Source organism: Erythrobacter sp. HL-111 (assembly GCF_900105095.1).
In the GTDB taxonomy this organism is placed as follows: Bacteria; Pseudomonadota; Alphaproteobacteria; order Sphingomonadales; family Sphingomonadaceae; genus Erythrobacter.
In genome coordinates, this window is sequence record NZ_LT629743.1 from 2,926,708 (window position 1) to 2,948,277 (window position 21,570).

Sequence of the window (21,570 nt, forward strand, 5' to 3'; positions counted from 1 at the left end):
TGACGGGCGATGGTTAACGAAGGCCTAGCGCTGCCGGTCCCGCGTCCGCCCCTGGCCGCGGTCGAACAGCCACCAGACGAGCCCGATCGCCGAAACCGCGCCGAAGACGTTGGCGGCGAGCTCGGCGGCATAGACCGCCTCGCTCGCCCAGCTGTCCTGCAGCAGCCAGGCGACCGGCAGCATGACGACGAAGACGCGCCCGATCGACTGGACGAGGGCGTAGCCGGCCTTGTCGATCGCGTTCATGATGCCGTTGCCGACGATCAGCAGGCCGAACCCGGCATAGCCCCAGGCGGCGATCTCGAGATAGGTCTTGAATTCCTCGATCACCGGCGGATCGTCGGTGAAGAGGTCCGCGAACCAGTCCCCCGCCGTGATCATGCCGACAGCGATGAACAGGCCCCAGGCGATGCAGAATCCGCCCGCCAGCAGCGCCGCCTCGCGCGCGCGGTCGAACTGCTTCGCCCCCCAGTTCTGGCCGACGATCGCGCCGATGCTGGCGGACAGGCCGAGCAGCGGCACCGTGGCGAAGCTCTGCAGCCGTCCCGCGGCGCCGAAGCCCGCGACCGCCGCCTCGCTTTCGAGCGCGACCAGCGCGGTCAGGATGGCAAGGCCGAAGGGGTTGATCGCGTTGGAGAAGGCGGCGGGCAGGCCGACCCGCAGGATCGCCTGCGCCGGGTCGAGCACCCGCCCCTCGAAGATCACCCGCAGGTCGAGCGGGACCGCGCAGCGCCTCACCAGCATCGCCGCGACCGCCACCCCGCAGGCCCAGCCCGCCACCGTCGCATAGGCAGCGCCGACGATGCCGAGCCCCTCGAACCCGAAGGCGCCCGTGATCAGGATCGGATCGAGCACCCAGTTCACCGCGGCATAGGTGATCGAGACGAGGCTGGTCTTCTGCGCCTCGCCCTGCCCGCGCAGCACGCCGTTGAAGCCCATGATCGCGAACAGCAGCGGAAAGCCCAGCGCGAAGGGCTGCATATAGGTGCGGATCAGCGGAAGCGTGTCGGCGCCCGCGTTCATCAGCGCGAAGATCGGGTCGAGCAGCAGGAACAGGCCGAGCCCCATCACGATCCCCGCCCCGCTGGCAAAGGCGATGCCGAAATTGGCTCGCCGCGCGGCCTTGTGGGCGTCCCCTTCGCCCAATGCCCGCGCGACCACGGAATTGATCCCCACCATCAGCCCCACGCCAAGCGAGGTGAGCGCGACCGAGATCGGGAAGATGAAGGAAACCGCGGCGAGCGCGTCCGGCCCCAGCTTGCCGACGAAATAGGCATCGACGAGGCCGATCGACATGATCGCCGCGACGCCCACGATCATCGGCAGGGTCTGCGTCACGAGGTGGCGCGCAATGCTCCCCGTGACGAGCTTGGCCGGCGCGCTCGGCCCGCCGGCCGCCGCCTCGAATTCTCCCGTTTCCGCCTTGCTCGCCGCGCTCATGCGACAAGCGAGGTAATGGCGGGGGTGCCGCTTGGCAAAGGCAAAGCGTGCAACTCGCCCCCGTGGCCGCGCTTGCGGTGATCCGCGAAGCCGTGCGATAAGCGCGGCAATGCCCGAAACGCGACGGAGGAGGACGCCATGGCAACCCAGCTCAAACCGGGGATCGAATGCAGCAAGGAGGAATGGCAGGCGCGGCTCGACCTTGCCGCCTGCTATCGCATCTTCGACCATCTCGGCTGGTCGGAATCGATCTACAACCACATCTCGCTCAAGGTGCCGGGGGAGGAGAACACCTTTCTCATCAACCCCTTCGGCCTGCTCTACGACGAGGTGACGGCGTCGAACCTCGTCAAGATCGATGTCGAGGGCAATAATGTCGGCGGTTCGCCCTACATGGTGAACAAGGCGGGCTTCACCCAGCACGCCCATTTCCACCGGCACCTCGGCGAGCGGGCGGCGGCGATCTGCCACGTCCACACCACCGCGACCATGGCGGTGTGCAGCCACAAGGACGGCCTGCTGCCGACCAATTTCTACGCCTGCAATTTCCAGGGCCAGATCGGCTACCACGATTTCGAAGGCATCACCGTGCGCGCCGAGGAGGGCGAGCGGCTGGTCGAGAATCTCGGGCAGCATTCGATCCTGATGCTGCGCAACCATGGCCCGGTGGTGATGGACAGGACCATTGCCGGCATGTTCGTGAAGATGTGGGCGCTGCAGCGCGCCTGCGAGATCCAGGTCGCGACGCTCGGCATGGGCGATCCGCAGCTTGTCCCGCAGGAGGTGATCGACGTCCACCAGCGCGACCTGTCGGTGATGGCGGGTCAGGGCGGCGCTGGCGTGTTCGATTTCGAGGCGTGGAAGCGCCGGATCGACCGGATCGACGACAGCTGGCGCCAATGACCCCCGGCGCGGCCCCGCGCACCTGAGGACAGCCCGCCATGTCGAGCATGACGGTCAACGACCGCCCCGTGCGGTTCGACCTCGACCCGCAAATGCCGCTCGTCCACGCGCTGCGCGATGCGATGAACCTGACCGGCACCAAGGCCTGTGGCGGCGATTGTGTCGGCGCGTGCATGGTGCTGGTCGACGGGGTGGCGCTGCGCTCGTGCCGGATCACGCTGGCCGAGGCCGAGGGGCGCTTCATCACCACGATCGAAGGATTGTCGGGCGATCGCGCGCACCCGGTGCAGCAGGCGATGGTCGCCGAACAGGCGATCCAGTGCGGCTATTGCACCCCCGGCATCGTGATCGCCGCCGCGGCCCTCATCCAGCGCAATCCCGCGCCCTCGAAGGAGGAGATCGAGGAGGCGATCCCCAATATCTGCCGCTGCGGGGTCTATCCGCGGCTGGTGCGGGCGGTGCAGCGCGCGGGGCGCGTGCAGCAGCGGCGCGAGACCATCAGCGCCGCCCCGCCGCCCGGCATCAGCGCCGATGATGCGGCCGAAGCGGTCCCGGCCCTGAGGCCCGCCGTCGGGCCGCGCTAGGGAACGGACCTTCTCCCGCACCGCGGCGCGCGCCGGTGGCTTTTGCGCCGCGACGTGGCTATGCGGAATCGGCGAAACGCGGCAGGAGAACGGGCATGAAGGCGACGATCTGGCACAATCCCAATTGCGGCACCTCCCGCAAGACGCTCGCCATCCTCGAGAACCTGTCGGAGGTCGAGCTCACGGTGGTCGAATATCTCAAGGACCCGCCGACGCGCGAAAAGCTGGTGCAGCTCTATCTCGATGCCGGGATCAGCCCGAAAGACGGATTGCGCCTGCGCGGCACCGATGCAGCCGCGCGCGGCCTGCCAGATGCGGACATCGACACGATCCTCGATGCGATGGTCGCCGACCCGATCCTGATCGAACGCCCGCTCGTCGAAACCGAGAAGGGCGTGCGCCTGTGCCGGCCGCAGGACAAGGTGCTGGAGATATTGTGAGGCTCAGTCCCCGCTCGCGCCTGTAAGGTCGCGGTCCGATTGCAGCGCGAACCACCCGTGCACCAGCACGCCGAGGCACAGCGCGACGATCAGGCCGAAGCCGAGCCAGTCCGAATGGTTGTAGAGCCACACGCCCAACGCCGGGGCGTAGATGTAGCTCGCCCCCGCAAGGCTCGCGACGATGCCCGAAGCCTGCCCCTGCTCGGCCCGCGTGACGGCGAGCGAAGTTCCCGAAGTCGTGCCCGGCCGGAACAGGCCGAAGCCCAGAGAGGCGATGGCATAGCCCAGCGCAATGGTGTGGATCGTCTCGCCCGCGGCGAGCACGCTCGTCCCGAAGGCGGCGATCGCGAGGCCCCACAGCGTCGCCGCGCGCGGGCCGAGATCGAACCGCGGGATCAGGCCCCATTGCGCGAGCAGGGTCGCGATCGCCCCGCTCATCAGGACGAGGCCGACCGGCCCCGCGCCCTCGGCCGGCGTGTCGCGCAGGCCCAGCCGGTCGAGCACGAGGAAACCCGAAATGCCGAGCACCATGGCCTGCGCGTGACCGCCGAAGAAGCCCGCGATCACCCACGGCCTGAGCCGCGCGTCGAACCAGCTGAGCCGCCCCGGCTCGCCCGTCTCCTCCGCCTCGAAACTCGCATCGGGATCGCTCGGTGCGCCCGATCCGCTCGAATAGGGCGCGGCAAACCCGCGCGCGGCGAATTGCGGTTCGTCATTGGGCAGGCGCAGGCGCAGCACGATCAGCGCCGCCAGCCCGATCGCGGCGAAGCACAGGAACGGCCCGACAAGGCCGAGCCCGAGGAAGGGCAGCACCATCAACGGGGCGAGCGCGGGGCCGATCACCGTGCCGAGCCCGAAGCTCGAGGCGATCAGCGACAGGGCCTGCGTGCGCTCGGCCCGGGGCGTGCGCGACGCGACATAGGCCTGCACCGCGGGCGGCGCCGCGCTGCCGAAACCGCCATAGAGGCTGCGCGCCGCGGCGAAGGCGATCAGCGTCCACAGCGCCCCCAGCCAGCCCGAAAGGCCGGCGAACAGGGCGAGACCGCACAAGGTCATCGACACGACGAAGCCCATCAGGCCGAGCGCCATCATCGCCTTGCGCCCGCGCCGGTCCGAACGCCGCGCCCAGATCGGCGCGCATACCACCCACAGCAGCGCCGACCACGAATAGGCGAGGCTGATCCACACGTCCGCAACGCCCAGCGCCGTGCCGATCGAGGGCATGACCGATTGCATCGCGGTGTTGCCCGCCGCCGTCACCAGCATGACGGTGAAAAGCAGCGCCATCCGCCCGCGCGAGATCGAGCTCTGCCTCATTTTCAGGACTGCGGGATCGGGATCGGCCATCGCCGCTTGCGCTAGGCGAGGGCGCGGATTCGCGCAATCGGGCTTGGCCTGCCCCCTCCCTGGCGCGTGCGGCCCTATTCGAAGGTTTCGGCCACCCGCTCGCCGTCGCCCGAAAGCTGGCGGTGGATCGCCGCCAACACGGTGAGGAAGATCGCGCCGGTCGCTGCATTGGCGAGCGCGCCGACGAAGCCGTTCCCGATCCTTTCGACCTCGTCTCCCATCGCCGAGAAGACGAGGGTGAAGACGAGCGTCACGATCACCGTGATGAGCGTGATTACGATGAACAGCAGGACGAGAAAGACGAAGATTCGCAATGTGTTGCCCTTGGTCAGGCGCCACGACCGGGCGATGACGGCAAAGGGGTTGAGCTCGCTCTCGATCCCGATCACGGCTGGGACGAGGATCAGCTTGAACGCGGCATAGACCAGCACCACCAGCAGCAGCAGGGCGAGAAACGCCGCCCCGATCGGCGCGACCGCCGCGACCAGCGCGACCGGCAGCCCGAAGACGAGGCCGGCACCGATCGCGAACAGGATCTGGGTGGCGAAATAGCTCGGCGTGCCGATCGCCCCCGCCCTGAGCGCCTCGCCCACGGTCGGATTGCCGCCCCGCCGCAGCAGCGCGAGGACCGCCAGCGCCCCGACATAGCCGAGCAGCACGGTGAGCAGGAGGAAGGGCCAGTTTTCGGTATAGGCTTCCTGGAACGCGGCGCTCATGGCCTCGATCACCATCTCGGGCGTGGCGTCGTCGGGCAGGTCGACCTCGCCCTGTTCCATCGTTCCGGGGGCGAGGATGGCGACCGCGAACTGGGGCAGGAAATAGAACAGGCCGACCACGGTCGCGATCACCCCGAAATTGGCCGAGAGGAGCGCCATGGCGTCGTTCCAGGCCTTGCCCATGTCGAGTTTCCTCGCCGTGCGTGTCATGTCGATCCCCGTTCACCTGAAACCGGCACGCTCCGGTCGCGCCGCTTGCCTCTTGATATGCGCCGCTAATGCCCCCACGCAGGCCCCATGGCAAGCACGGCTCCCGATTCCGCGGCCCGTTTCGCACCCGATCCGGCGATCGAGTGGCGGGTGTCGCAGGCCGCAGTTCCCTATGCGGAAGCGCTCGCCGGGATGGAGGCCCGCAACGCCGCCATCGCCGCGGGCAGGGCACGCGAGCTGGTCTGGCTGCTCGAACACCCGCCGGTCTACACCGCCGGGACCAGCGCGGACCCGGCCGAACTGGTCGATCCGCGCTTCGAGGTGGTCGAGGCCGGGCGCGGCGGGCGCTACACCTATCACGGGCCGGGCCAGCGGGTCGGCTACCTGATGCTCGACCTCAATACCCGCGGCAAGGACGTGCGCTGTTTCGTCCATGCGATCGAGGGCTGGGTGATCGCCACCTTGTCCGATTTCGGGGTCGATGCCTGGCGCAGCGAGGGCCGCGTCGGCATCTGGACGCGCGACATCGACGGGCGCGAGGCGAAGATCGGCGCGATCGGGGTGCGCGTGCGGCGCTGGGTCACGATGCACGGATTTTCGGTCAATCTCGACCCCGACCTTTCGCACTTTTCGGGGATCGTGCCGTGCGGGATCGAGGAATTCGGGGTGACCAGCCTCGCCCGGCTCGGCCGGCCGGTGAGCCTCGAGGACTGGGACGCGGCGCTGATCGCGCGGGCGCGGGAATTTCTCGACACGCTGGACAGGACGGGACGCAATTCATGCCGCTGAGCTTTTCGAGACACGCCGCCTGCGCGCTGGCGGCAGCCCTGCTGCTCGCCGCCTGCGAGGACGAAGCGGTCGAGGCCCCGCGCGAGACCGGGCAGGGCGGCGAGGCCGCGGGCGAGGTGCTGGGCGGGACGATCAGCGACGAGATGGTGCCGCTCGAACGTCTGCGCTCGCAGTCCCCGCCGCTCGAACCCGAACCGGGCGAGGGTGAGGGCGGCAACGGAGCCGCGCCCGGGGGCGATGCCGACGCGAGGGCCGGGGACGATGCGGCGGAAGGCGAAGGCGAGGGCGACGACACCCCCGCGCCCGCGCCCGCTTCGACCGCCCTGCCGGTGGCCCCGCCCGCCCCCGACTAGGCTTCAGGCAGGAGCGCTTTCGGCCTCTTCCTCGGCGAGTGTCGGGTAATCGATGTAGCCTTCCGGAATCGGGAAATACCAGCTCTTGGGCACGTCCCTGTTCGGGTTCCAGTGCGCCCCGCGCGCGATCCGCGTTTCGAGATCGGGGTTCGAGATATAGGGCCGCCCGAAGCTCACCGCATCGCAGGTGCCGGAGGTGACGGCTTCCTCGGCGGCCTCGGCGGTGTAGTCCGAATTGAGGATCAGCGCCCCCGAATAGGCCTTGCGGATGACGGGGTTCTGTTTCGGCACGTCGGTCGCGCCGAAGGTCCCGTCGGGGCCGGGCTCGCGCAGTTCGACGAAGGCAAGGCCGAGCTCCTCGCACACCCGCGCCGCCGCGCCGAAAGTCGCCGCCGGGTCGCTGTCGTCCACCCCTTGCGTCTCCCCATTGGGCGACAGGCGGATGCCGACGCGGTCCGCCCCCCAGACATCGACCAGCGCCTCGAGCACCTCGCGCATGAAACGGGTGCGGTTCTGCGGGCTGCCACCATATTCGTCGGTCCGAAGGTTCGAGGAATCGCGCAGGAACTGGTCCACCAGGTATCCGTTCGCACCGTGCAGCTGGACCCCGTCGAAACCCGCCTTCTTCGCGTTCTCCGCCGCGTGGCGATAGTCGGCGACGACCCGCGCGATGTCCTCCTTCGAAAGCGCGCGCGCCGTGGCGTAATCCTGCTTTCCGGCCGGGGTATGCGCCTGCCCGGGCGCCTGCGTCGCGCTCGCCGAGACGGGCGCTTCGCCGTCGAGGAAACAGGGATGCACGAGCCGGCCCATGTGCCAGAGCTGCATGACGATGAGCCCGCCTTCCTCGTGCACCGCTTTCGTCGTCAGCTTCCAGCCCTCGACCTGCTCGTCGCTCCAGATGCCGGGCGCGCTGGGCCAGCCGAGGCCTTCGCGGCTGATGCCGGTCGCCTCGGTCAGGATCATGCCCGCCCCGGCACGCTGGCGGTAATAGGTCGCCATCAGCTCGTTCGGCACGAACATCGGTTCGGCCGCGCGCCCGCGGGTGAGCGGGGCCATGAGGATGCGGTTCTTCGCTTCGAGCGCGCCCATGGTGAGCGGCTGGAAAAGGGCGTCGTGCATCGGCGTATTTCTCCTGTTGCCTTGTCGCTTGGCTGTTCACTTGGAGGCGATGAAGCTAGGGCGCAAGCATGGAAAAAGAGGGGGCTGGGACGGAATATCTTGGAAAGCGGCAGCCCGGGCGGGCGCGCGGCTGGCTGCTGCTCGCCGCGCTGCTGGCGGGCAATGTTGCGCTGGCGACAGGGCCGTGGCTGGTGCGGCTGGCCGACACCGGGCCGGTCTCCGCGGCGTTCTGGCGGCTGCTGCTGGCGCTTCCCTTCCTCGCGGTGTTCGCGCGGGTGGCGGGCCAGCGGCTGGGCGGAATGCCGCGGCGGACGATGATCGCGGTGGCGATCGGGGCAACCGCTTTTGCCCTCGACCTTGCAAGCTGGCACACCGGCATCGGCATGACCCGGCTCGCCAACGCCACCCTGTTCGGCAATTCGGGCAGCATCGTGCTGCTGTTCTGGGGTTTCATCGCCGCGCGCAGCCTGCCGCGCGGGGCGGAGTGGCTCGCGATCGCCTGCGCGCTGGGCGGGGCGGTGATATTGCTCGGGCGCAGCCTCGAAATCTCGCAGGAGACCTTCGTGGGCGACCTGTTCTGCCTTGCCGCGGGGCTGCTCTACGCGGTCTATCTGCTGAACCTCCAGGGCGCGCGGGGCGGCTTCGGCGGGTGGAGCCTGCTCGTCTGGGTGAGCGTCTTCGCCTGCCCGGTCCTGCTGGCGCTCGCGCTGGTGCTGGGCGAGCCGGTGTGGCCGACCGACTGGACCCCGATCCTGATCCTGTTCGTCTCGAGCCAGCTCGTCGGGCAGGGCCTGCTGGTCTTTTCGCTAGGCCATTTCCCGCCGCTCGTCATCGGCCTCGCCCTGCTGACCCAGCCGGCGGTCGCGGCGCTGATCGGCTGGAGCGTGTTCGGCGAGGTTCTCACGCCGCTCGACGTGGCGGGGATGGTGCTGCTGGGCAGCGCGCTGGCGGTGGCGCGGGCGAGCGCGGGAAGGGCCGCGCCCGCTGCCGGGGACGGTTAGTCCCCGCTCGGAACCTCGCTCTTGGGCATGTCCTCGATCTCGACCCTGCCGAGGTCGCCCTTGCCCACCGTACCGCTTGCCATCTCCAGCATCCGGTCGAGGCTGCGCTTCGCCTTCAGGCGGATGTCCTCGTCGATCTCGATCCGGGGCTCGAGGTCGCGCAGGGCGACGTAGAGCTTTTCCATGGTGTTGAGCGCCATGTAGGGGCAGATGTTGCACGCGCAGTTCCCGTCCGCGCCGGGCGCGCCGATGAAGTTCTTTTCCGGCAGCGCCTTTTCCATCTGGTGGATGATGTGCGGTTCGGTCGCGACGATCAGCGTGTCGCCCTCGAATTCCTGCGCGTATTTGAGGATCGACGAGGTCGAGCCGACGTGGTCGGCGTGGTCGAGGATGGTCGGCGGGCATTCCGGGTGCGCCGCGACCGGCGCGCCGGGGTGTTGTTCCTTGAGCTTCAGAAGCTCGGTCTCGTTGAAGGCCTCGTGGACGATGCACACGCCCGGCCACAGCAGCATTTCGCGGTCGAACTTGCGTGACAGCCAGCCGCCGAGGTGACGGTCGGGGCCGAAGATGATCGGCTGGTCCCTCGGGATCTGCTGCAGGATCGTCTCCGCGCTGGAGGAGGTGACGATGATGTCGGACAGCGCCTTCACCTCGGTCGAGCAGTTGATGTAGGTCAGAGCGATGTGATCGGGATGCGCCTCGCGGAAGGCCTTGAACTTTTCGGGCGGGCAGCTGTCTTCGAGCGAGCAGCCCGCGTCCATGTCGGGCAGGATCACGGTCTTTTCCGGCGAGAGGATCTTGGCCGTGTCGGCCATGAACTTGACCCCGCAGAAAGCGATGACGTCCGCGTCGGTGTCCGCCGCCTTGCGGCTGAGTTCGAGGCTGTCGCCGACGAAGTCCGCGATGTCCTGGATATCGGCGGTCTGGTAGTAATGCGCGAGGATGACGGCATTGCGTTCCTTCCGCAGCCGGTCGATCTCGCCGAGCAGATCCTTGCCGGTCGGGACTTTGGTGGCGATGCTCATTCTCGAAACCCTGTTGTGTGCGTTGCCGCCGATATAGGTTGCAGCGCGCGATTTTCGAGCGGTTTTCGGCAGGAGCCGCGCTACATCGTGAAGCCGGGCGGCAGGAACGCCTCCATCGGGCGTTCTGCCCCCGCGGTCCCGGCGATCACCCAGTCGGTGAAGGCATAGCCCAGCGGGCTGTAGGCGAGCGCCATCGATGCCGCGAATACCCCGGCATAGATGCCGAGCCCCCACCAATAGGCGGGATGGACCCGGCCAGAGGACCGCAGGTCCGCGATCATGCCGATCACCGGGAAGGCGAAGGTCGCGCAGGTCGTGATGACCCAGGCGTCGGGGATCATCAGCGGCAGCGGAAGCAGCCGCCCGAGCCCCGGCCCGGTCAGCACGGCCATCGCCACCAGCATCAGCCGCCGGTGCCAGCCGGTATGGCGCCGCGCCCTGAGCGCCCACCATGCCAGCCCGCCGAAGCACAGCAGCAGCGCAAGGTTGCTGACGAGGAATTCGTTGACCGCGAAGAAGAATGGACCGCCCGTGCGCCGCGCCACCGTCACCATGACGAGAACGCCCGCCATCACCATCACCGGGACCCAGGCATGGGCGAGCTGGCCGATCCTGGCGTGCAGTTCGCGCTGGCCCGAGGAAATCGTGACGTGCTGGGCCAGGTAGAGCGCGATCCAGCCCATGAAGATCACGCCGTGAAGGTGGTAGGGCCACGGCACCGCGAAGGTCGAACGGCCGAGCGCGACCTGCACGGTGAACCCGGTGACGATGATTGCCGACATGACGAAAGCCATGATCGTGAAAAAGCGCGTGCCTTCGACCGGCGCGGCGCGCGGTGCCGTGGTTGCCATCGCTCCCCCTCCGCGCGCGCAGCGGAGCGCGCGACTCGCGTGTAGTCACGACCCGGCGACCGATTTTACAGGCTTTTCAGGCGCCGCGCCAGATTTCGACCCCCGCCTCGTCCTCGCGCGCCACGAGGCCGCGCTTCTCGAGGTCGATGAGGTGCGCCGTCACGCTCATCTGCGCTGCCGGCACGAGGCGCTCGTCGAGGCCCTTGTACATGGCCGGGATGAACTCGCCGACCGCGCGGGCCTCTTCGCCCAAGAGGCGCAGGATCTGGTTCTCGCGCTGGCGGCGGTGGCCGATCATGCCGCGCACGAGCTGGCGCGGCCTGGTGATCGCCGCGCCGTGGGCGGAGTGGTAGACCGTGTCCTCGCGCGCGAGCAGCTTCTCGAGGCTCGTCATGTAGGCACCCATGTCGCCGTCGGGCGGGACGACGACGCTGGTCGACCAGCCCATGACGTGGTCCCCGGTGAACAGCGCGCCCGATTCCTCCAGCGCGAAGCACAGGTGGTTCGAGGTGTGGCCGGGCGTCGCGACGGCGGTGAGCGTCCAGCCGGTCCCGCGCATCGCCTCGCCCTCCTCGAGCACGCGGTCGGGGGCATAGGTCGTATCGAAGCTCTCGTCCGAGCGCGGCAGGTCGGTGGACAGCACCAGCGGCGCGCAGCCCGCGATCGGCGCGCCGGTGCGTTCGGACAGGGGCGCGGCGGCGGGCGAGTGGTCGCGGTGGGTGTGGGTGCACATGATCGCCGCGACCTTGCGGCCCGCGACGGCGCGCAGGATCGCCGCGATATGCGCCTCGTCCGCCGGACCCGGATCGATCACCGCGCAGTCCGGCCCGTGGCTTTCGCCCACCACGTAGGTCTGCGTGCCGGTGTAGGTGTAGGGCGACGGGTTCGGCGCGAGCACGCGGCGGACCAGCTCTTCGACCTGTTCGGCCTCGCCGGTCGGCCAGGGCTTGGGGGGGATTTCTGCCATGTCCAGGGATATGGCGGGGCGCGCCCGGCCTGTCGAGGGGTGCGGGCAGGCCCCTCGACTTGGGGATGCGCCCCGCGTTAGGAGCGGGGCGCAGGAAGAGAGGGAGCGCCGATGTCCGACCATATCCTCGTGCTCGACGAAGGGACGACCTCGACGCGCGCCATGCTCTTCGCGAGCGACGGCGTGCTGGTCGCGAGCGCCCAGGCGGAACTGGCGCAGCATTACCCGCAGAGCGGCTGGGTCGAACACGATCCGCAGGAGATCTGGGACAAGACGCTGGCCTGCGCGCGCGAGGTCGTGCCGAAGGCGGGCGGGGCGGCGATGATCGCCGGGCTCGGCATCACCAACCAGCGCGAAACCGTGGTGGCGTGGGATCGCACGACAGGCGAGCCCCTGACCCGCGCGATCGTGTGGCAGGACCGGCGGACCGAACCGCTTTGCATGGAACTGCGCGAAGCCGGCCACGAGGAGGAGGTGCAGCGCCGCACCGGGCTCGTGCTCGACCCCTATTTCGCGGGCACCAAGATGCGCTGGATGCTCGACCACGTGCCCGCGGTGAAGGCGGCGGCCGGGGCCGGGACGCTGGCGTTCGGCACGGTCGACAGCTGGCTCCTGTTCAGGCTCACCGGCGGGGCGCACGTCACCGATGCGAGCAATGCGAGCCGCACGCTGCTGATGGATCTCGAGGCGCCCGGCTTCGACGAAGGCCTCTGCGACCTCTTCGGCGTGCCCCGTGCGGCCCTGCCGCAGGTGATCGACATGGCGGGCGAGATCGGCCGGACCGATCCGCGCCTGTTCGGCGGGCCGATCCCGATCACCGGCTGCGCCGGGGACCAGCAGGCGGCGACGATCGGGCAGGCCTGCCTTGCGCCCGGCCAGACCAAGGCGACCTACGGCACCGGGGCCTTCATCCTGACCAGTCAGGGCAGCGCCGTGCCGCGCTCGACCCACCGCCTGCTTTCGACCGTGCTGACCCAGATCGGCGGGAGCCGCACCTATGCCATCGAAGGCTCGGTCTTCGTCGCGGGCAGCCTCGTGCAGTGGCTGAGGGATTCGCTCGGCATCGTCGAGGTGGCGGACGAGACCGAGGCGCTCGCCCGCTCGATCCCCGACAGCGCAGGGGTGACGATCGTGCCCGCGCTCGCCGGACTGGGCGCGCCGCATTGGCGGGCCGAGGCGCGCGGGGTGATCGCGGGGCTGAGCTTCGCCAGCGGCAAGGCCCAGCTCGCCCGCGCCGCTCTCGAGGCGATGGCGCACCAGACCTGGGACCTCGCGCAGGCCTTCGCCGCCGACGGGACGCCCTGGGCGGGGCTGAGGATCGACGGCGGCATGGCGGCGAACGACTGGATGGCGCAGGATCTTGCCGATGTGCTGGCGATCCCGGTCGAGCGGCCCGGCTTCGTCGAGACGACGGCGCTGGGTGCGGCGATGCTGGCGGCGGCCGGGGCGGGGCTATACCCCGATCTCGCGGCGGCGGCGGCGGCGATGCAGGGCAGGCTCACCCGTTTCGAGCCGGCGATGGGCGACGACGTGCGCGAGGAACGGCTGGCGCGCTGGCGGCGGGCGCTCGCGGCAGCCTGAACCCGGTAGCCTGACCCCGGCTGGCGGCGCGGGCGTCAGCCGCCGAGCTCGCGCCCGATGCGCTGCTGGAAGGCGCGCGCGGGGGAATGCATCGCGAACCCCTGCCGCCACGCTTCGTCCAGCCGCGCGATGCGGCGATGGAGCTGGACCGTCTCCTCGATCAGCGCGCGTGTTTCCGGTTCGAGCCGGGCGAGCGCCGCCGCGTCCGCTTCGCGGTCGGGCGGGAGCGTGCCGTGCCGCCGGACCTGGCTCGCGGTCAGTTCGCCGGAAAAGTACGCGCGCTGGTTCAGCAGCCATGCGAGGATGTGCATCATGCGGGTGGTGGTCTTCAAACCCTCGGTCGAGAGCGCGAGGCGGAGCATCGCGCCATGCGCGCCGGGAGGTACGGCGCGCAGATCCTCGGTGGGCCGTATCCCCGCGGCGAAGACCGCGCGCACCTCGTCGGCGAGGACCAGAGCCTCGGTGTAGAGCGCCTCGATGATCGGGCGGGAAAGATCGCTGGTGCGTGCCATAGTCGGGCACCGGGCTAGGCCGGGGTTGCGGAATGCTCCACTCAACTATGGTTACTTTCCCGGCAAAAGATCGGAGTGTCCCTAGGCGGGACGTTTTTTTGGGCGCAGCCCATCGGGGTTGCGGCATCCTCGGCCCTGGCGGGCCTGCGGGCGGCCGGTCGGCCTTGCGACCCGCTGCGCGGGCCGGGCTGGCGCTCCCTTTTGAGGTTGAAATTGGTCCGGCGCTCCTATGCGGGGTCTGGACTGGTCCGCCGCAAGCGCGACCGCGCGCCCGCAGCGCCGCAGGCGCGAGGATACGGCAGCCCATCCGGGCTGTGCAAGAATCACGCGATGATATCGGGCAGCAATTCGTCCTCGATTATCGCGATCTGGTCCTTGAGGCGAAGCTTGCGCTTTTTCAGGCGCGCGATCTGCAACTGGTCGGCAAAGCCCGTGCGTTCCCCGGCCTCGGTCAACGCGGCGATGGCCGCGTCGAGGTCGCGATGCTCCGTGCGCAGCAATTCGAGCTTCTTGCGTAGCTCCGCCTCGGTCATTCCGCCTGCCTGCCTGTCCCAACCCGTTGCCGCACCGGCGGGCTACCCTGCCAGGCTCTCGTCGTCGCCAGCACGCCAACGTTTCACCGCGGATGGCTACGCGGCCATCGATTCACCGATTCTCACGACTTTGCAAGATAGCTTACCTGTGGTTTGCTTCAAACCTGCGGCTCGGCCGCAAATGCCCGAGTCGCTTCCCTGGGGGCAGCCCCCCGACTTGAAGGAGGTAACGACTATGGCAACTGCAGCTTCCACCTCGCACGTCCAGGCTCTTCAGTCCAAGCACGCCGGCCTCGAAGCCCGCCTGCGCGACGAAATGGCCCGGCCCGCGCCCGATGCTGCGATTGTCCAGGACCTCAAGAAGCGCAAGCTCCTCCTGAAGGAGGAAATCGCGCGCGGATAGCCAGGCACGCGAGCGCGGGGCTCGTGGCGCGAACGATCCCCGAGCCGAACTGACCGGCAAGGCTGGGCTACGCAGGGCGCGTTGCGGAGGGCGAGGAAGCCCGCCCTGCGCGCCCATTGCCGGCCTGGGCCGTTGCAGCTCGCGCCTCGCCCGGCGGCGTTCCCGGACGTGCAGGCGGAGCCCCTTGCTGCGCCCGGCAGGCACGGGGGACGCTCGGGCGAGGGCGCTTTGCTTTTGCCCGCCGTCCGCAGTAGACGTGGCCGAGCCCATGACTGCCGCCGCATCCGCCCGCCAGATCCTTACCCGCCTGACCGAGGTCATGGCCTCGCGCCTCCACGCGCAGGGCAAGCTCGATCGCGTGGTCGAGATCATCGCCGAATGCCTGTCGAGCGAGGTCTGTTCTATCTACCTCCTGCGCGAAGGAATGCTCGAACTCTTCGCGACGCGCGGCCTCAACCAGAGCGCGGTCCACGTCACCCGCATGGCGGTGGGCGAAGGGCTGACCGGCACCATCGCCGCCAATGTCGAAACGCTGAACCTCGCCGAGGCCAAGGCCCATCCCGACTTCCTCTACCGCCCGGAAACGGGCGAGGAGAAGTTCCACTCCTTCGCCGGGGTGCCGATCGTCTATCGCGAGCGCGCGGTCGGCGTGCTGTGCGTCCAGCACCTCGACCCGCGCCGTTACGAGGATGTCGAGATCGAGGCGCTGCAGACCACCGCCATGGTGCTGTCCGAACTCATCGCCAATGCCGAACTGGTCGACGAGGAGGAGGCGCGCGGCCTGACCGAGGAGCAGACCGCGCCGGCCACGATCACCGGCCTGCCGATGGTCAAGGGGCTGGGCGCGGGCCAGGCCGTGTTCCACCAGCCGCGCGTCCAGATCACGCAGGTCATGGCCGAGGACATCGAGGCCGAGCGCCAGCGCGTCTACCGCGCCTTCGACAAGATGCGCGAGCAGATCGACAGCCTCGCGAACCAGGCCGAATTCGGCGTCGGCGGCGAACACGAGGAGGTGCTCGAGACCTACAAGATGTTCGCCTATGACGAAGGCTGGTCGCGCCGGATCAACGAGGCGATCGATTCGGGGCTCACGGCGGAAGCCGCGATCGAGCGGGTGCAGCAGCACACGCGGATGCGGATGCGCGAGATCGACGATCCCCTGCTCGCCGACCGGATGCACGATCTGGAGGATCTGGCGAACCGCCTGATCCGCATCGTCGCCGGGCAGTTGGGCACGGCGGCCTCGCAGGGGCTGCGGCGCGACACGATCCTGATTGCGCGCAACCTCGGGCCGGCCGAACTGCTCGAATACGACAAGCGGCGGCTGAAGGGCGTCATCCTCGAGGAGGGCTCGCTCACCGCCCATGTCGTGATCGTCGCGCGCGCGATGGGCGTCCCCGTGCTGGGCCGCGCGCAGAGCGTGCGCGGCGTCATCCGCGAGGGCGACGAGATCCTGCTCGATGCGACCGCGGGCAACGCGATCGTGCGCCCGGTCCAGCAGGTCGCCGACGCCTTCCACGCGCGCTTCGCCAAGTCGAAGGAGCGGCAGGCCGCCTATGCCTCGCTGCGCGATGTCGAACCCTTCACCCGCTGCGGGACCCGCATCCAGGTGATGATGAATGCCGGGCTCAGGGACGACATGAGCAACCTCGCCATGACCGGTGCGGACGGGGTCGGCCTGTTCCGCACCGAGTTCCAGTTCCTCGTCTCCGCGACATTGCCGCAGCGCGAGCGCCAGACCCGGCTCTACCGCGACGTGCTCGATGCGGCGGGCGACAAGCCGGTGATCTTCCGCACGGTCGATATCGGCGGCGACAAGTCGGTGCCCTATCTCGCCTCGGACATCGCCAGGAACGACGAGAATCCGGCGATGGGCTGGCGCGCGCTCAGGCTCGCGCTCGAACGCGAGGGGTTGATGAAGGCGCAGGCGCGCGCCCTGCTCGAAGCGGCGAGCGGGCGGGCGCTCTACGTCATGTTCCCGATGGTCTGCGAGGTCTGGGAATTCGACGCCGCGAAGGCGGTGTTCGACGAACAGCTCGCCTTCCTGCGGACCAAGAAGCGCGTCGCGCCGGAGCGCATCCATTACGGCGCGATGCTCGAAGTGCCCGCGCTGGCCGAAGTGCTCGACCTGCTCCTGCCGCGGCTCAGCTTCCTGTCGGTAGGCACGAACGATCTCACCCAGTTCCTGTTCGCCGCCGACCGCGCCAATCCCAAGCTCGCCCAGCGCTACGACTGGCTCAGCCCGTCGATCCTGCGGTTCCTGCGGCGGGTGATCCAGACCAGCCTCGGCAGCGGGGTCGATGTCGGCGTGTGCGGCGAGATGGGCGGGCGCCGGCTCGAGGCGCTGGCCCTGCTCGGCATCGGGTTCCGCCGCCTTTCCATCACCCCGGCCGCGGTCGGCCCGATCAAGGAACTGGTCCGCAAGATCGACCTCGACGAATTGTCCGCCGCGCTCACCGGGTGGCTCGCCGACCCGTCGACCGACATCCGCGCCGAGCTTTCCGCCTGGGCGACGGCGCGGGACATCGAAACCGACTGAGGCCTTCGGATTTCGCAAGGGGCCCGGCAACCTGCCGCGCGTCTGCGGCAGCCTGCGCCATTGGCCTGCGGCACGTGCTTGACAGCGCACATCAACCCCGATTGGAAGAAGGGAAGGCACCATTTTCGACAAGAACACCGCAAACACGTGGACCGGATCATGAAAAGCGATACTCACATCGGGAGCGAGACGCTCGCCGAGGGGCCCGAAGGCGGGTTCGGCGGGCATCCCCAGGGGGTCGGCGCGACGCTTCGCGCCGCGCGCGAAAGTCAGCGGCTGGACCTCGCCCACATCGCCGCGGTGACGCGCATCCCGATGCACCATCTCGAGGTGATCGAGGCGGGCGAATTCGAGGCACTGCCCTCGCGCACCTACGCGATCGGTTTCGCGCGCACCTATGCCCGGGTGGTCGGCCTCGACGAGGGGGCGATCGCCGAGGCGGTCCGCGCGGAACTGTCGGACGAGGGCGAGCGGCGCCATCACGGGGCGGGCGCGATGGAACCGGGCGATCCGGCCAAGCTTCCCTCCTCCGGCCTCGCCTGGTTCGGCGCGCTCGCCGCGATCATCCTCGCGGTCGGCGTGATCGCCTTTTCGAGCTCCTATTTCGGGCAGGGCGCGGACCTGCCCGCCCTCACCCGCGAGGACACCGCGCCCGCCGCAACCACCGCGCCCGCCTCCCCCGCGCCTTCACCCGCGGTCGCCGCGAACGAAACCGCGCCCGACCCCGAAGGCGGCGCCGACCCGTCGGGCGAGGTGGTCTTCACCGCGCTCGAGGACGGGGTGTGGGTGCGGCTCTACGAACGCGGCGGCGAACGGCTCTACGAGGCGCGGATGGAAAGCGGGGAAAGCTTCACCGTGCCCGCGGGCGCGCAGGAGCCGCTGATAAACACCGGCCGGCCGGATGCCTTCGCGATCACCGTCGGCGGGCGCGAGGTTCCCCCGCTCGCCGAAGGGCCCGCGACGATTGGCGGCGAGCCGGTCTCCGCGAGCGCCCTGCTCGCCCGCGGCGGGAGCGCCGGCCCCTCCAGCAACTGAGCGCGCCGCCGGGGGCGGGTTCCGGCCCGATTACCCACCACTTTCGCCCTATTCGCCCCTCGACTTGGGGCGAGCGAGCGGGCAGAGATTCGGCTCTCGTTCATGAACTTTCGCGCAAGGGGCGACCCGAGCGTCAACCCCGCGCCCCTTTCCTGACGGGCGCGCCACCGAAACCAGGAAGGGAGCCCGAGCCCCATGACGACCGCCCCCGTATCCCGCGTTTTGCGCCCCCTCCCGAAATCCGGCAGGAGCCTGATCGGCGCGCTTGGAGCAGCCTGCGTGCTCGCGGCCTCGCCCGCGCCCGCGATGGCGCAGGACTCGGGGAACGAGGCGCGGCTTCGCAAGATCGAGGCCGAGATCCGCGCGCTCCAGCGCAACGTCTTTCCCGGCGGCGACGGGCGCTTCTTCGAACCGCAGATCACGCGCGAAGGCGACGGCGATGCCGCGGCGCCGCCGCAGCCGGCCAGTCCCCCGACCAGCGCCATCACCGACATCCTCGCCCGGCTCGACGCGCTCGAACTGCAGATCCAGCGGCTGACCGCGCTGACCGAAGAGAACGACAACGCGCTCTCGCGGCTCGACGAACGGGTCGCCGCTCTCGAAGCCGCGCCGCCCGCCGCTTCCGCACCCGCCGGGTTGACGGACCGCGCGGACCGGGCCGCGGTCGATATCCCCGGCGGAGGCGAAGAGCGGATCGAGACCGCATCGGCCAGCACCGCCGCCGCCGACGAAGATGATGCCGACGCCGACGCCGACAGCACCACCGGACCCAGCCCCGAAAGGCTCGCCGCGGTGCAGGCGATCACCAAGCCCGACACCGGCGATCCGGGCGAGGACGAATACACATACGGCTTCCGCCTGTGGAACGCGGGCTTCTATCCCGAGGCGCGCCAGCAGCTCACCAGCTTCGTCGAAGCCTATCCCGATCACCGGCTGATCAGCTTCGGGCGCAACCTGCTCGGCCGCGCCTTCCTCGACGATGGCATGGCCGAGGAAGCGGCGCGCTGGTTCCTCAGGAACTACCAGGCCGACCGCACCGCCCGGCGTGCGCCCGACAGCCTGCTCTATCTCGCCGAAAGCATGATTGCCATGGGCGACGATCGCCGCGCCTGCATCGCGCTCGCCGAATTCGGGGAGGCGTATGCCGCGGTCGCGACCGGGCGGCTCGCCGACCAGTATGAAAGCAATCGCCGCAAGGTGACCTGCGAATAGGCGGCCCGGGCCGGATCGGTCCGGATAATTGTGGGGGAGGCGCGCGATTGCCAGGACACCCGATCCCGACAGCGTGACCCGCTTCGCCGAGGAGCTTGCCCGGCTCTGGCCCGAGGAGGAGCGCGAAGGGCCGCTCGGCCTTGCCGTGTCCGGCGGACCCGACAGCCTCGCCCTCCTGCTGCTCGCCCACGAAACGCTGCCCGGCGGCATCGCGGTCGCCAGCGTCGATCACGGCCTGCGCGCCGAGGCGGCGGGCGAGGTCGCGCTGGTCGAGGCGACCTGCCGCGCGCGCGCCATCCCCTTCGCCGCGCTTCGCGTGCGCGTGCCCCCCGGCAACCTTCAGTCCCGCGCGCGTGATGCGCGCTATGCCGCACTCGCCCGCTGGGCGCACGCGGCGGGCTGCGGCGCGCTCGCGACCGCGCACCACGCCGACGACCAGGCCGAGACGCTGCTGATGCGCCTTGCGCGGGGGAGCGGGCTGGCCGGCCTCGCCGGAGTGCGCGACCATGGCTTCGTCCCCGAAACCGACCTCCCGCTCGTCCGCCCGCTGCTCGGCTGGCGCAAAGCCGAGCTCGAGGCGCTTGTCCTCGCGGCGGGGATCGAGCCCGCGCGCGATCCGACCAACGAGGACGCGGCCTTCGACCGGGCGCGGGTGCGCCGCCACCTGGCCAAGCACGACTGGCTCGACGCAGCGGCGCTCGCAGCGAGTGCGGGCCATCTTGCCGAGGCGTGGCGCGCGATCGAATGGTATGCCCAGATCGACTGGGAGGAGATGGTCCTCAGGGAGGGCGAAGGTCCGGACGGCCCGGTGTGGCGTTATTACGCCAATGTCCCGCGCGCGATCCAGGTCGAGACGGTGCGCCGGATCGTCGCCGAACTGGGCGGGCAGGTCACCCGCGCCGAAGCGGGACGGGCAGCGGACCGGCTGTGGCGGGGCGAGAACGCCTCGCTCGGCGGCGTGCTGGCGGTGCCGGGGATCGAGCGGGTCGAGAAGATCGGGGTCGAGATGCGCGTCTGGCGCTTCCGGGCGGAGCCCGCGCGGCGGGTCCATTGACTGCGGGAGTTCCGATCCCCCGCAAATCCGACTTTACGACAGCAGCTTGTCGCCCACGTCGACATATCGGCCGCGGGTGATCACCACCTTGTCGCCGCGCTTCGCCGCCGCGAACAGCTTTTCGGCGAAGGGGTCGGGCACGCCGATGCAGCCATGGCTGGCATAGCCGTTGATCACCGGGGAGCCGTGGATCGCGATCCCGTCCCAGGTCAGCCGCAGCGTCCAGGGCATCGGCGCGTTGTTGTATTTCTCGGAGATGTTGTCCTTCTCCTTGGTCAGGATCGGGAAGGTGCCGAGCGGGGTCGGGTGGCGCCTGGTGCCGAGCAGGGCGACCGCGGTGCCGATTTCGTGCCCGCCGCGAAACACGCTGATGACGCGCGCGTCGAGATCGACGGTGATGACCAGCGGGCCGTCGTCGGGCGCGGCGCTTTCGTCCCAGAACCATTCGCCGTAGCGGATCGTGCCCTCGATCGGCAGGATGCTGCGAATGACGAAGGGATCGTCCGAGGCGATGTTCGCGGGTTCGGCCCGCGGTTCCGGTTCCTCCTCCGGTGCGGGGCCGGGCGCGGGGATCGGCTGCACCACGCTGCGGGCGATGCTGCGCGCCGCCGGGCCGCGCTGGGCGACGGGGGAAAGGGCGGGCGCGGGAAGCGGCGGAAGCTCCACCGCCGGTTCCTCCTCCGGCGCGAAGTCGGCTCCGAAGGGCATCGGAAGCGAAGGATCGACGACGACCGAGGGACCGCCCGTCGTCGGGTCGATCGCGCGGATCTCCCCGAGTTCGGCGCGCACTTCGTCCGCGGTGGCGGCTGCCCGGTCGGCGGCGGCTGCTGCCCGGTCGGCGGCGGCGTCCTGCGCGGCGGCGTGGCCCGCCGCTGCGACGAGCGCGGCGGGGACGGCGAGAGCGGCGAGGGCAAGGAGGAGCGGACGGGCAGGCTTGGTCATGGCCCCGGTTATGC

General features: G+C 69.8%; 22 protein-coding genes. 12 read left to right on the top strand and 10 right to left on the bottom strand.

Annotation, left to right across the window (positions count from 1 at the left end):
* Window positions 1-24 precede the first annotated feature (24 nt).
* A complete protein-coding gene (locus BLU08_RS13780; RefSeq protein ID WP_090200343.1) occupies window positions 25-1,440 on the bottom strand; it encodes an MATE family efflux transporter in 1,416 nt (471 codons plus the stop codon).
* Window positions 1,441-1,578: 138 nt separating this feature from the next.
* Between BLU08_RS13780 and BLU08_RS13785 the strand changes: the two genes are divergently transcribed.
* The 3 genes from BLU08_RS13785 to BLU08_RS13795 all read left to right on the top strand — a co-directional run bounded on the left by BLU08_RS13785 (window position 1,579) and on the right by BLU08_RS13795 (window position 3,367).
* Complete coding sequence (locus tag BLU08_RS13785) at window positions 1,579-2,343, top strand: class II aldolase/adducin family protein (protein ID WP_090200345.1); 765 nt, start codon at window positions 1,579-1,581, stop codon at window positions 2,341-2,343.
* A gap of 38 nt (window positions 2,344-2,381) precedes the next feature.
* Window positions 2,382-2,927, top strand: coding sequence for a (2Fe-2S)-binding protein (locus BLU08_RS13790; protein WP_090200347.1), 546 nt, complete (start codon window positions 2,382-2,384; stop codon window positions 2,925-2,927).
* Between the two features lie 95 nt (window positions 2,928-3,022).
* Window positions 3,023-3,367: an arsenate reductase family protein gene (locus BLU08_RS13795; RefSeq protein WP_090200348.1), complete on the top strand. Its 345-nt coding sequence runs from the start codon at window positions 3,023-3,025 to the stop codon at window positions 3,365-3,367.
* Between the two features lie 3 nt (window positions 3,368-3,370).
* On the opposite strand, the gene BLU08_RS13800 is transcribed toward BLU08_RS13795, so the two are convergent.
* On the bottom strand, window positions 3,371-4,714 hold the full coding sequence (locus tag BLU08_RS13800) for an MFS transporter (RefSeq protein ID WP_233996003.1): 1,344 nt from the start codon (window positions 4,712-4,714) through the stop codon (window positions 3,371-3,373).
* A gap of 74 nt (window positions 4,715-4,788) precedes the next feature.
* Window positions 4,789-5,640, bottom strand: coding sequence for a glycerophosphoryl diester phosphodiesterase membrane domain-containing protein (locus BLU08_RS13805; protein ID WP_157674569.1), 852 nt, complete (start codon window positions 5,638-5,640; stop codon window positions 4,789-4,791).
* Window positions 5,641-5,727: 87 nt separating this feature from the next.
* Here BLU08_RS13805 and lipB point away from each other — a divergent pair, with 87 nt between their 5' ends.
* Together lipB and BLU08_RS13815 are read left to right on the top strand one after the other, a co-directional pair.
* The gene (gene lipB / locus BLU08_RS13810) at window positions 5,728-6,429 is read left to right on the top strand and encodes a lipoyl(octanoyl) transferase LipB (RefSeq protein WP_090200353.1); all 702 of its coding nucleotides are present in this window, start codon (window positions 5,728-5,730) and stop codon (window positions 6,427-6,429) included.
* On the top strand, window positions 6,420-6,782 hold the full coding sequence (locus BLU08_RS13815) for a hypothetical protein (protein WP_090200355.1): 363 nt from the start codon (window positions 6,420-6,422) through the stop codon (window positions 6,780-6,782). The genes lipB and BLU08_RS13815 overlap by 10 nt, the downstream gene beginning before the upstream one ends.
* A 3-nt stretch (window positions 6,783-6,785) precedes the next feature.
* On the opposite strand, the gene BLU08_RS13820 is transcribed toward BLU08_RS13815, so the two are convergent.
* The gene (locus BLU08_RS13820; RefSeq protein ID WP_090200357.1) at window positions 6,786-7,901 is read right to left on the bottom strand and encodes an alkene reductase; all 1,116 of its coding nucleotides are present in this window, start codon (window positions 7,899-7,901) and stop codon (window positions 6,786-6,788) included.
* A gap of 68 nt (window positions 7,902-7,969) precedes the next feature.
* Between BLU08_RS13820 and BLU08_RS13825 the strand changes: the two genes are divergently transcribed.
* The gene (locus BLU08_RS13825) at window positions 7,970-8,902 is read left to right on the top strand and encodes a DMT family transporter (protein WP_090200359.1); all 933 of its coding nucleotides are present in this window, start codon (window positions 7,970-7,972) and stop codon (window positions 8,900-8,902) included.
* Here BLU08_RS13825 and nadA read toward each other — a convergent pair.
* From nadA to BLU08_RS13840, 3 genes are all read right to left on the bottom strand, one after another.
* Complete coding sequence (gene nadA / locus BLU08_RS13830; RefSeq protein ID WP_090200362.1) at window positions 8,899-9,927, bottom strand: quinolinate synthase NadA; 1,029 nt, start codon at window positions 9,925-9,927, stop codon at window positions 8,899-8,901. The two genes, BLU08_RS13825 and nadA, sit on opposite strands and share 4 nt — an antisense overlap.
* Before the next feature lie 80 nt (window positions 9,928-10,007).
* Window positions 10,008-10,778 (bottom strand): hypothetical protein, encoded by a 771-nt coding sequence (locus BLU08_RS13835; protein ID WP_090200364.1) that lies wholly within the window; start codon window positions 10,776-10,778, stop codon window positions 10,008-10,010.
* Between the two features lie 76 nt (window positions 10,779-10,854).
* Complete coding sequence (locus BLU08_RS13840; protein ID WP_090200366.1) at window positions 10,855-11,745, bottom strand: MBL fold metallo-hydrolase; 891 nt, start codon at window positions 11,743-11,745, stop codon at window positions 10,855-10,857.
* Window positions 11,746-11,856: 111 nt separating this feature from the next.
* Between BLU08_RS13840 and glpK the strand changes: the two genes are divergently transcribed.
* Window positions 11,857-13,326: a glycerol kinase GlpK gene (glpK, locus tag BLU08_RS13845; protein WP_090200368.1), complete on the top strand. Its 1,470-nt coding sequence runs from the start codon at window positions 11,857-11,859 to the stop codon at window positions 13,324-13,326.
* Window positions 13,327-13,361: 35 nt separating this feature from the next.
* Here glpK and BLU08_RS13850 read toward each other — a convergent pair whose 3' ends face one another.
* Together BLU08_RS13850 and BLU08_RS13855 are read right to left on the bottom strand one after the other, a co-directional pair.
* Window positions 13,362-13,838, bottom strand: a complete 477-nt coding sequence (locus BLU08_RS13850) for a DUF1465 family protein (RefSeq protein ID WP_090200371.1) — start codon at window positions 13,836-13,838, stop codon at window positions 13,362-13,364.
* Between the two features lie 323 nt (window positions 13,839-14,161).
* Complete coding sequence (locus BLU08_RS13855; RefSeq protein ID WP_090200373.1) at window positions 14,162-14,371, bottom strand: YdcH family protein; 210 nt, start codon at window positions 14,369-14,371, stop codon at window positions 14,162-14,164.
* A gap of 235 nt (window positions 14,372-14,606) precedes the next feature.
* Between BLU08_RS13855 and BLU08_RS13860 the strand changes: the two genes are divergently transcribed.
* The 5 genes from BLU08_RS13860 to tilS all read left to right on the top strand — a co-directional run bounded on the left by BLU08_RS13860 (window position 14,607) and on the right by tilS (window position 20,614).
* Window positions 14,607-14,774 carry a DUF465 domain-containing protein gene (locus tag BLU08_RS13860; RefSeq protein WP_090200374.1) on the top strand — a complete coding sequence of 56 codons (168 nt, stop codon included), beginning with the start codon at window positions 14,607-14,609 and terminating at the stop codon, window positions 14,772-14,774.
* 268 nt (window positions 14,775-15,042) lie between these two features.
* Window positions 15,043-17,313: a phosphoenolpyruvate--protein phosphotransferase gene (ptsP, locus tag BLU08_RS13865; RefSeq protein WP_090200375.1), complete on the top strand. Its 2,271-nt coding sequence runs from the start codon at window positions 15,043-15,045 to the stop codon at window positions 17,311-17,313.
* Window positions 17,314-17,472: 159 nt separating this feature from the next.
* On the top strand, window positions 17,473-18,348 hold the full coding sequence (locus tag BLU08_RS13870; RefSeq protein WP_090201464.1) for a helix-turn-helix domain-containing protein: 876 nt from the start codon (window positions 17,473-17,475) through the stop codon (window positions 18,346-18,348).
* A 195-nt stretch (window positions 18,349-18,543) separates the two neighbouring features.
* A complete protein-coding gene (locus BLU08_RS13875; protein WP_172801042.1) occupies window positions 18,544-19,560 on the top strand; it encodes a tol-pal system YbgF family protein in 1,017 nt (338 codons plus the stop codon).
* 73 nt (window positions 19,561-19,633) lie between these two features.
* Window positions 19,634-20,614 (top strand): tRNA lysidine(34) synthetase TilS, encoded by a 981-nt coding sequence (tilS, locus tag BLU08_RS13880; protein WP_090200377.1) that lies wholly within the window; start codon window positions 19,634-19,636, stop codon window positions 20,612-20,614.
* 33 nt (window positions 20,615-20,647) lie between these two features.
* Here tilS and BLU08_RS13885 read toward each other — a convergent pair whose 3' ends face one another.
* Window positions 20,648-21,556 (bottom strand): L,D-transpeptidase family protein, encoded by a 909-nt coding sequence (locus BLU08_RS13885; protein WP_090200380.1) that lies wholly within the window; start codon window positions 21,554-21,556, stop codon window positions 20,648-20,650.
* Window positions 21,557-21,570 lie beyond the last annotated feature (14 nt).

Bases quoted from the DNA above. Each gene is read 5' to 3' on its own strand.
- BLU08_RS13780 (WP_090200343.1), bottom strand. From the start codon at position 1,440: ATGAGCGCGGCGAGCAAGGCGGAAACGGGAGAATTCGAGGCGGCGGCC.
- BLU08_RS13785 (WP_090200345.1), top strand. From the start codon at position 1,579: ATGGCAACCCAGCTCAAACCGGGGATCGAATGCAGCAAGGAGGAATGG.
- BLU08_RS13790 (WP_090200347.1), top strand. From the start codon at position 2,382: ATGTCGAGCATGACGGTCAACGACCGCCCCGTGCGGTTCGACCTCGAC.
- BLU08_RS13795 (WP_090200348.1), top strand. From the start codon at position 3,023: ATGAAGGCGACGATCTGGCACAATCCCAATTGCGGCACCTCCCGCAAG.
- BLU08_RS13800 (WP_233996003.1), bottom strand. From the start codon at position 4,714: ATGGCCGATCCCGATCCCGCAGTCCTGAAAATGAGGCAGAGCTCGATC.
- BLU08_RS13805 (WP_157674569.1), bottom strand. From the start codon at position 5,640: ATGACACGCACGGCGAGGAAACTCGACATGGGCAAGGCCTGGAACGAC.
- lipB (WP_090200353.1), top strand. From the start codon at position 5,728: ATGGCAAGCACGGCTCCCGATTCCGCGGCCCGTTTCGCACCCGATCCG.
- BLU08_RS13815 (WP_090200355.1), top strand. From the start codon at position 6,420: ATGCCGCTGAGCTTTTCGAGACACGCCGCCTGCGCGCTGGCGGCAGCC.
- BLU08_RS13820 (WP_090200357.1), bottom strand. From the start codon at position 7,901: ATGCACGACGCCCTTTTCCAGCCGCTCACCATGGGCGCGCTCGAAGCG.
- BLU08_RS13825 (WP_090200359.1), top strand. From the start codon at position 7,970: ATGGAAAAAGAGGGGGCTGGGACGGAATATCTTGGAAAGCGGCAGCCC.
- nadA (WP_090200362.1), bottom strand. From the start codon at position 9,927: ATGAGCATCGCCACCAAAGTCCCGACCGGCAAGGATCTGCTCGGCGAG.
- BLU08_RS13835 (WP_090200364.1), bottom strand. From the start codon at position 10,778: ATGGCAACCACGGCACCGCGCGCCGCGCCGGTCGAAGGCACGCGCTTT.
- BLU08_RS13840 (WP_090200366.1), bottom strand. From the start codon at position 11,745: ATGGCAGAAATCCCCCCCAAGCCCTGGCCGACCGGCGAGGCCGAACAG.
- glpK (WP_090200368.1), top strand. From the start codon at position 11,857: ATGTCCGACCATATCCTCGTGCTCGACGAAGGGACGACCTCGACGCGC.
- BLU08_RS13850 (WP_090200371.1), bottom strand. From the start codon at position 13,838: ATGGCACGCACCAGCGATCTTTCCCGCCCGATCATCGAGGCGCTCTAC.
- BLU08_RS13855 (WP_090200373.1), bottom strand. From the start codon at position 14,371: ATGACCGAGGCGGAGCTACGCAAGAAGCTCGAATTGCTGCGCACGGAG.
- BLU08_RS13860 (WP_090200374.1), top strand. From the start codon at position 14,607: ATGGCAACTGCAGCTTCCACCTCGCACGTCCAGGCTCTTCAGTCCAAG.
- ptsP (WP_090200375.1), top strand. From the start codon at position 15,043: ATGACTGCCGCCGCATCCGCCCGCCAGATCCTTACCCGCCTGACCGAG.
- BLU08_RS13870 (WP_090201464.1), top strand. From the start codon at position 17,473: ATGAAAAGCGATACTCACATCGGGAGCGAGACGCTCGCCGAGGGGCCC.
- BLU08_RS13875 (WP_172801042.1), top strand. From the start codon at position 18,544: ATGACGACCGCCCCCGTATCCCGCGTTTTGCGCCCCCTCCCGAAATCC.
- BLU08_RS13885 (WP_090200380.1), bottom strand. From the start codon at position 21,556: ATGACCAAGCCTGCCCGTCCGCTCCTCCTTGCCCTCGCCGCTCTCGCC.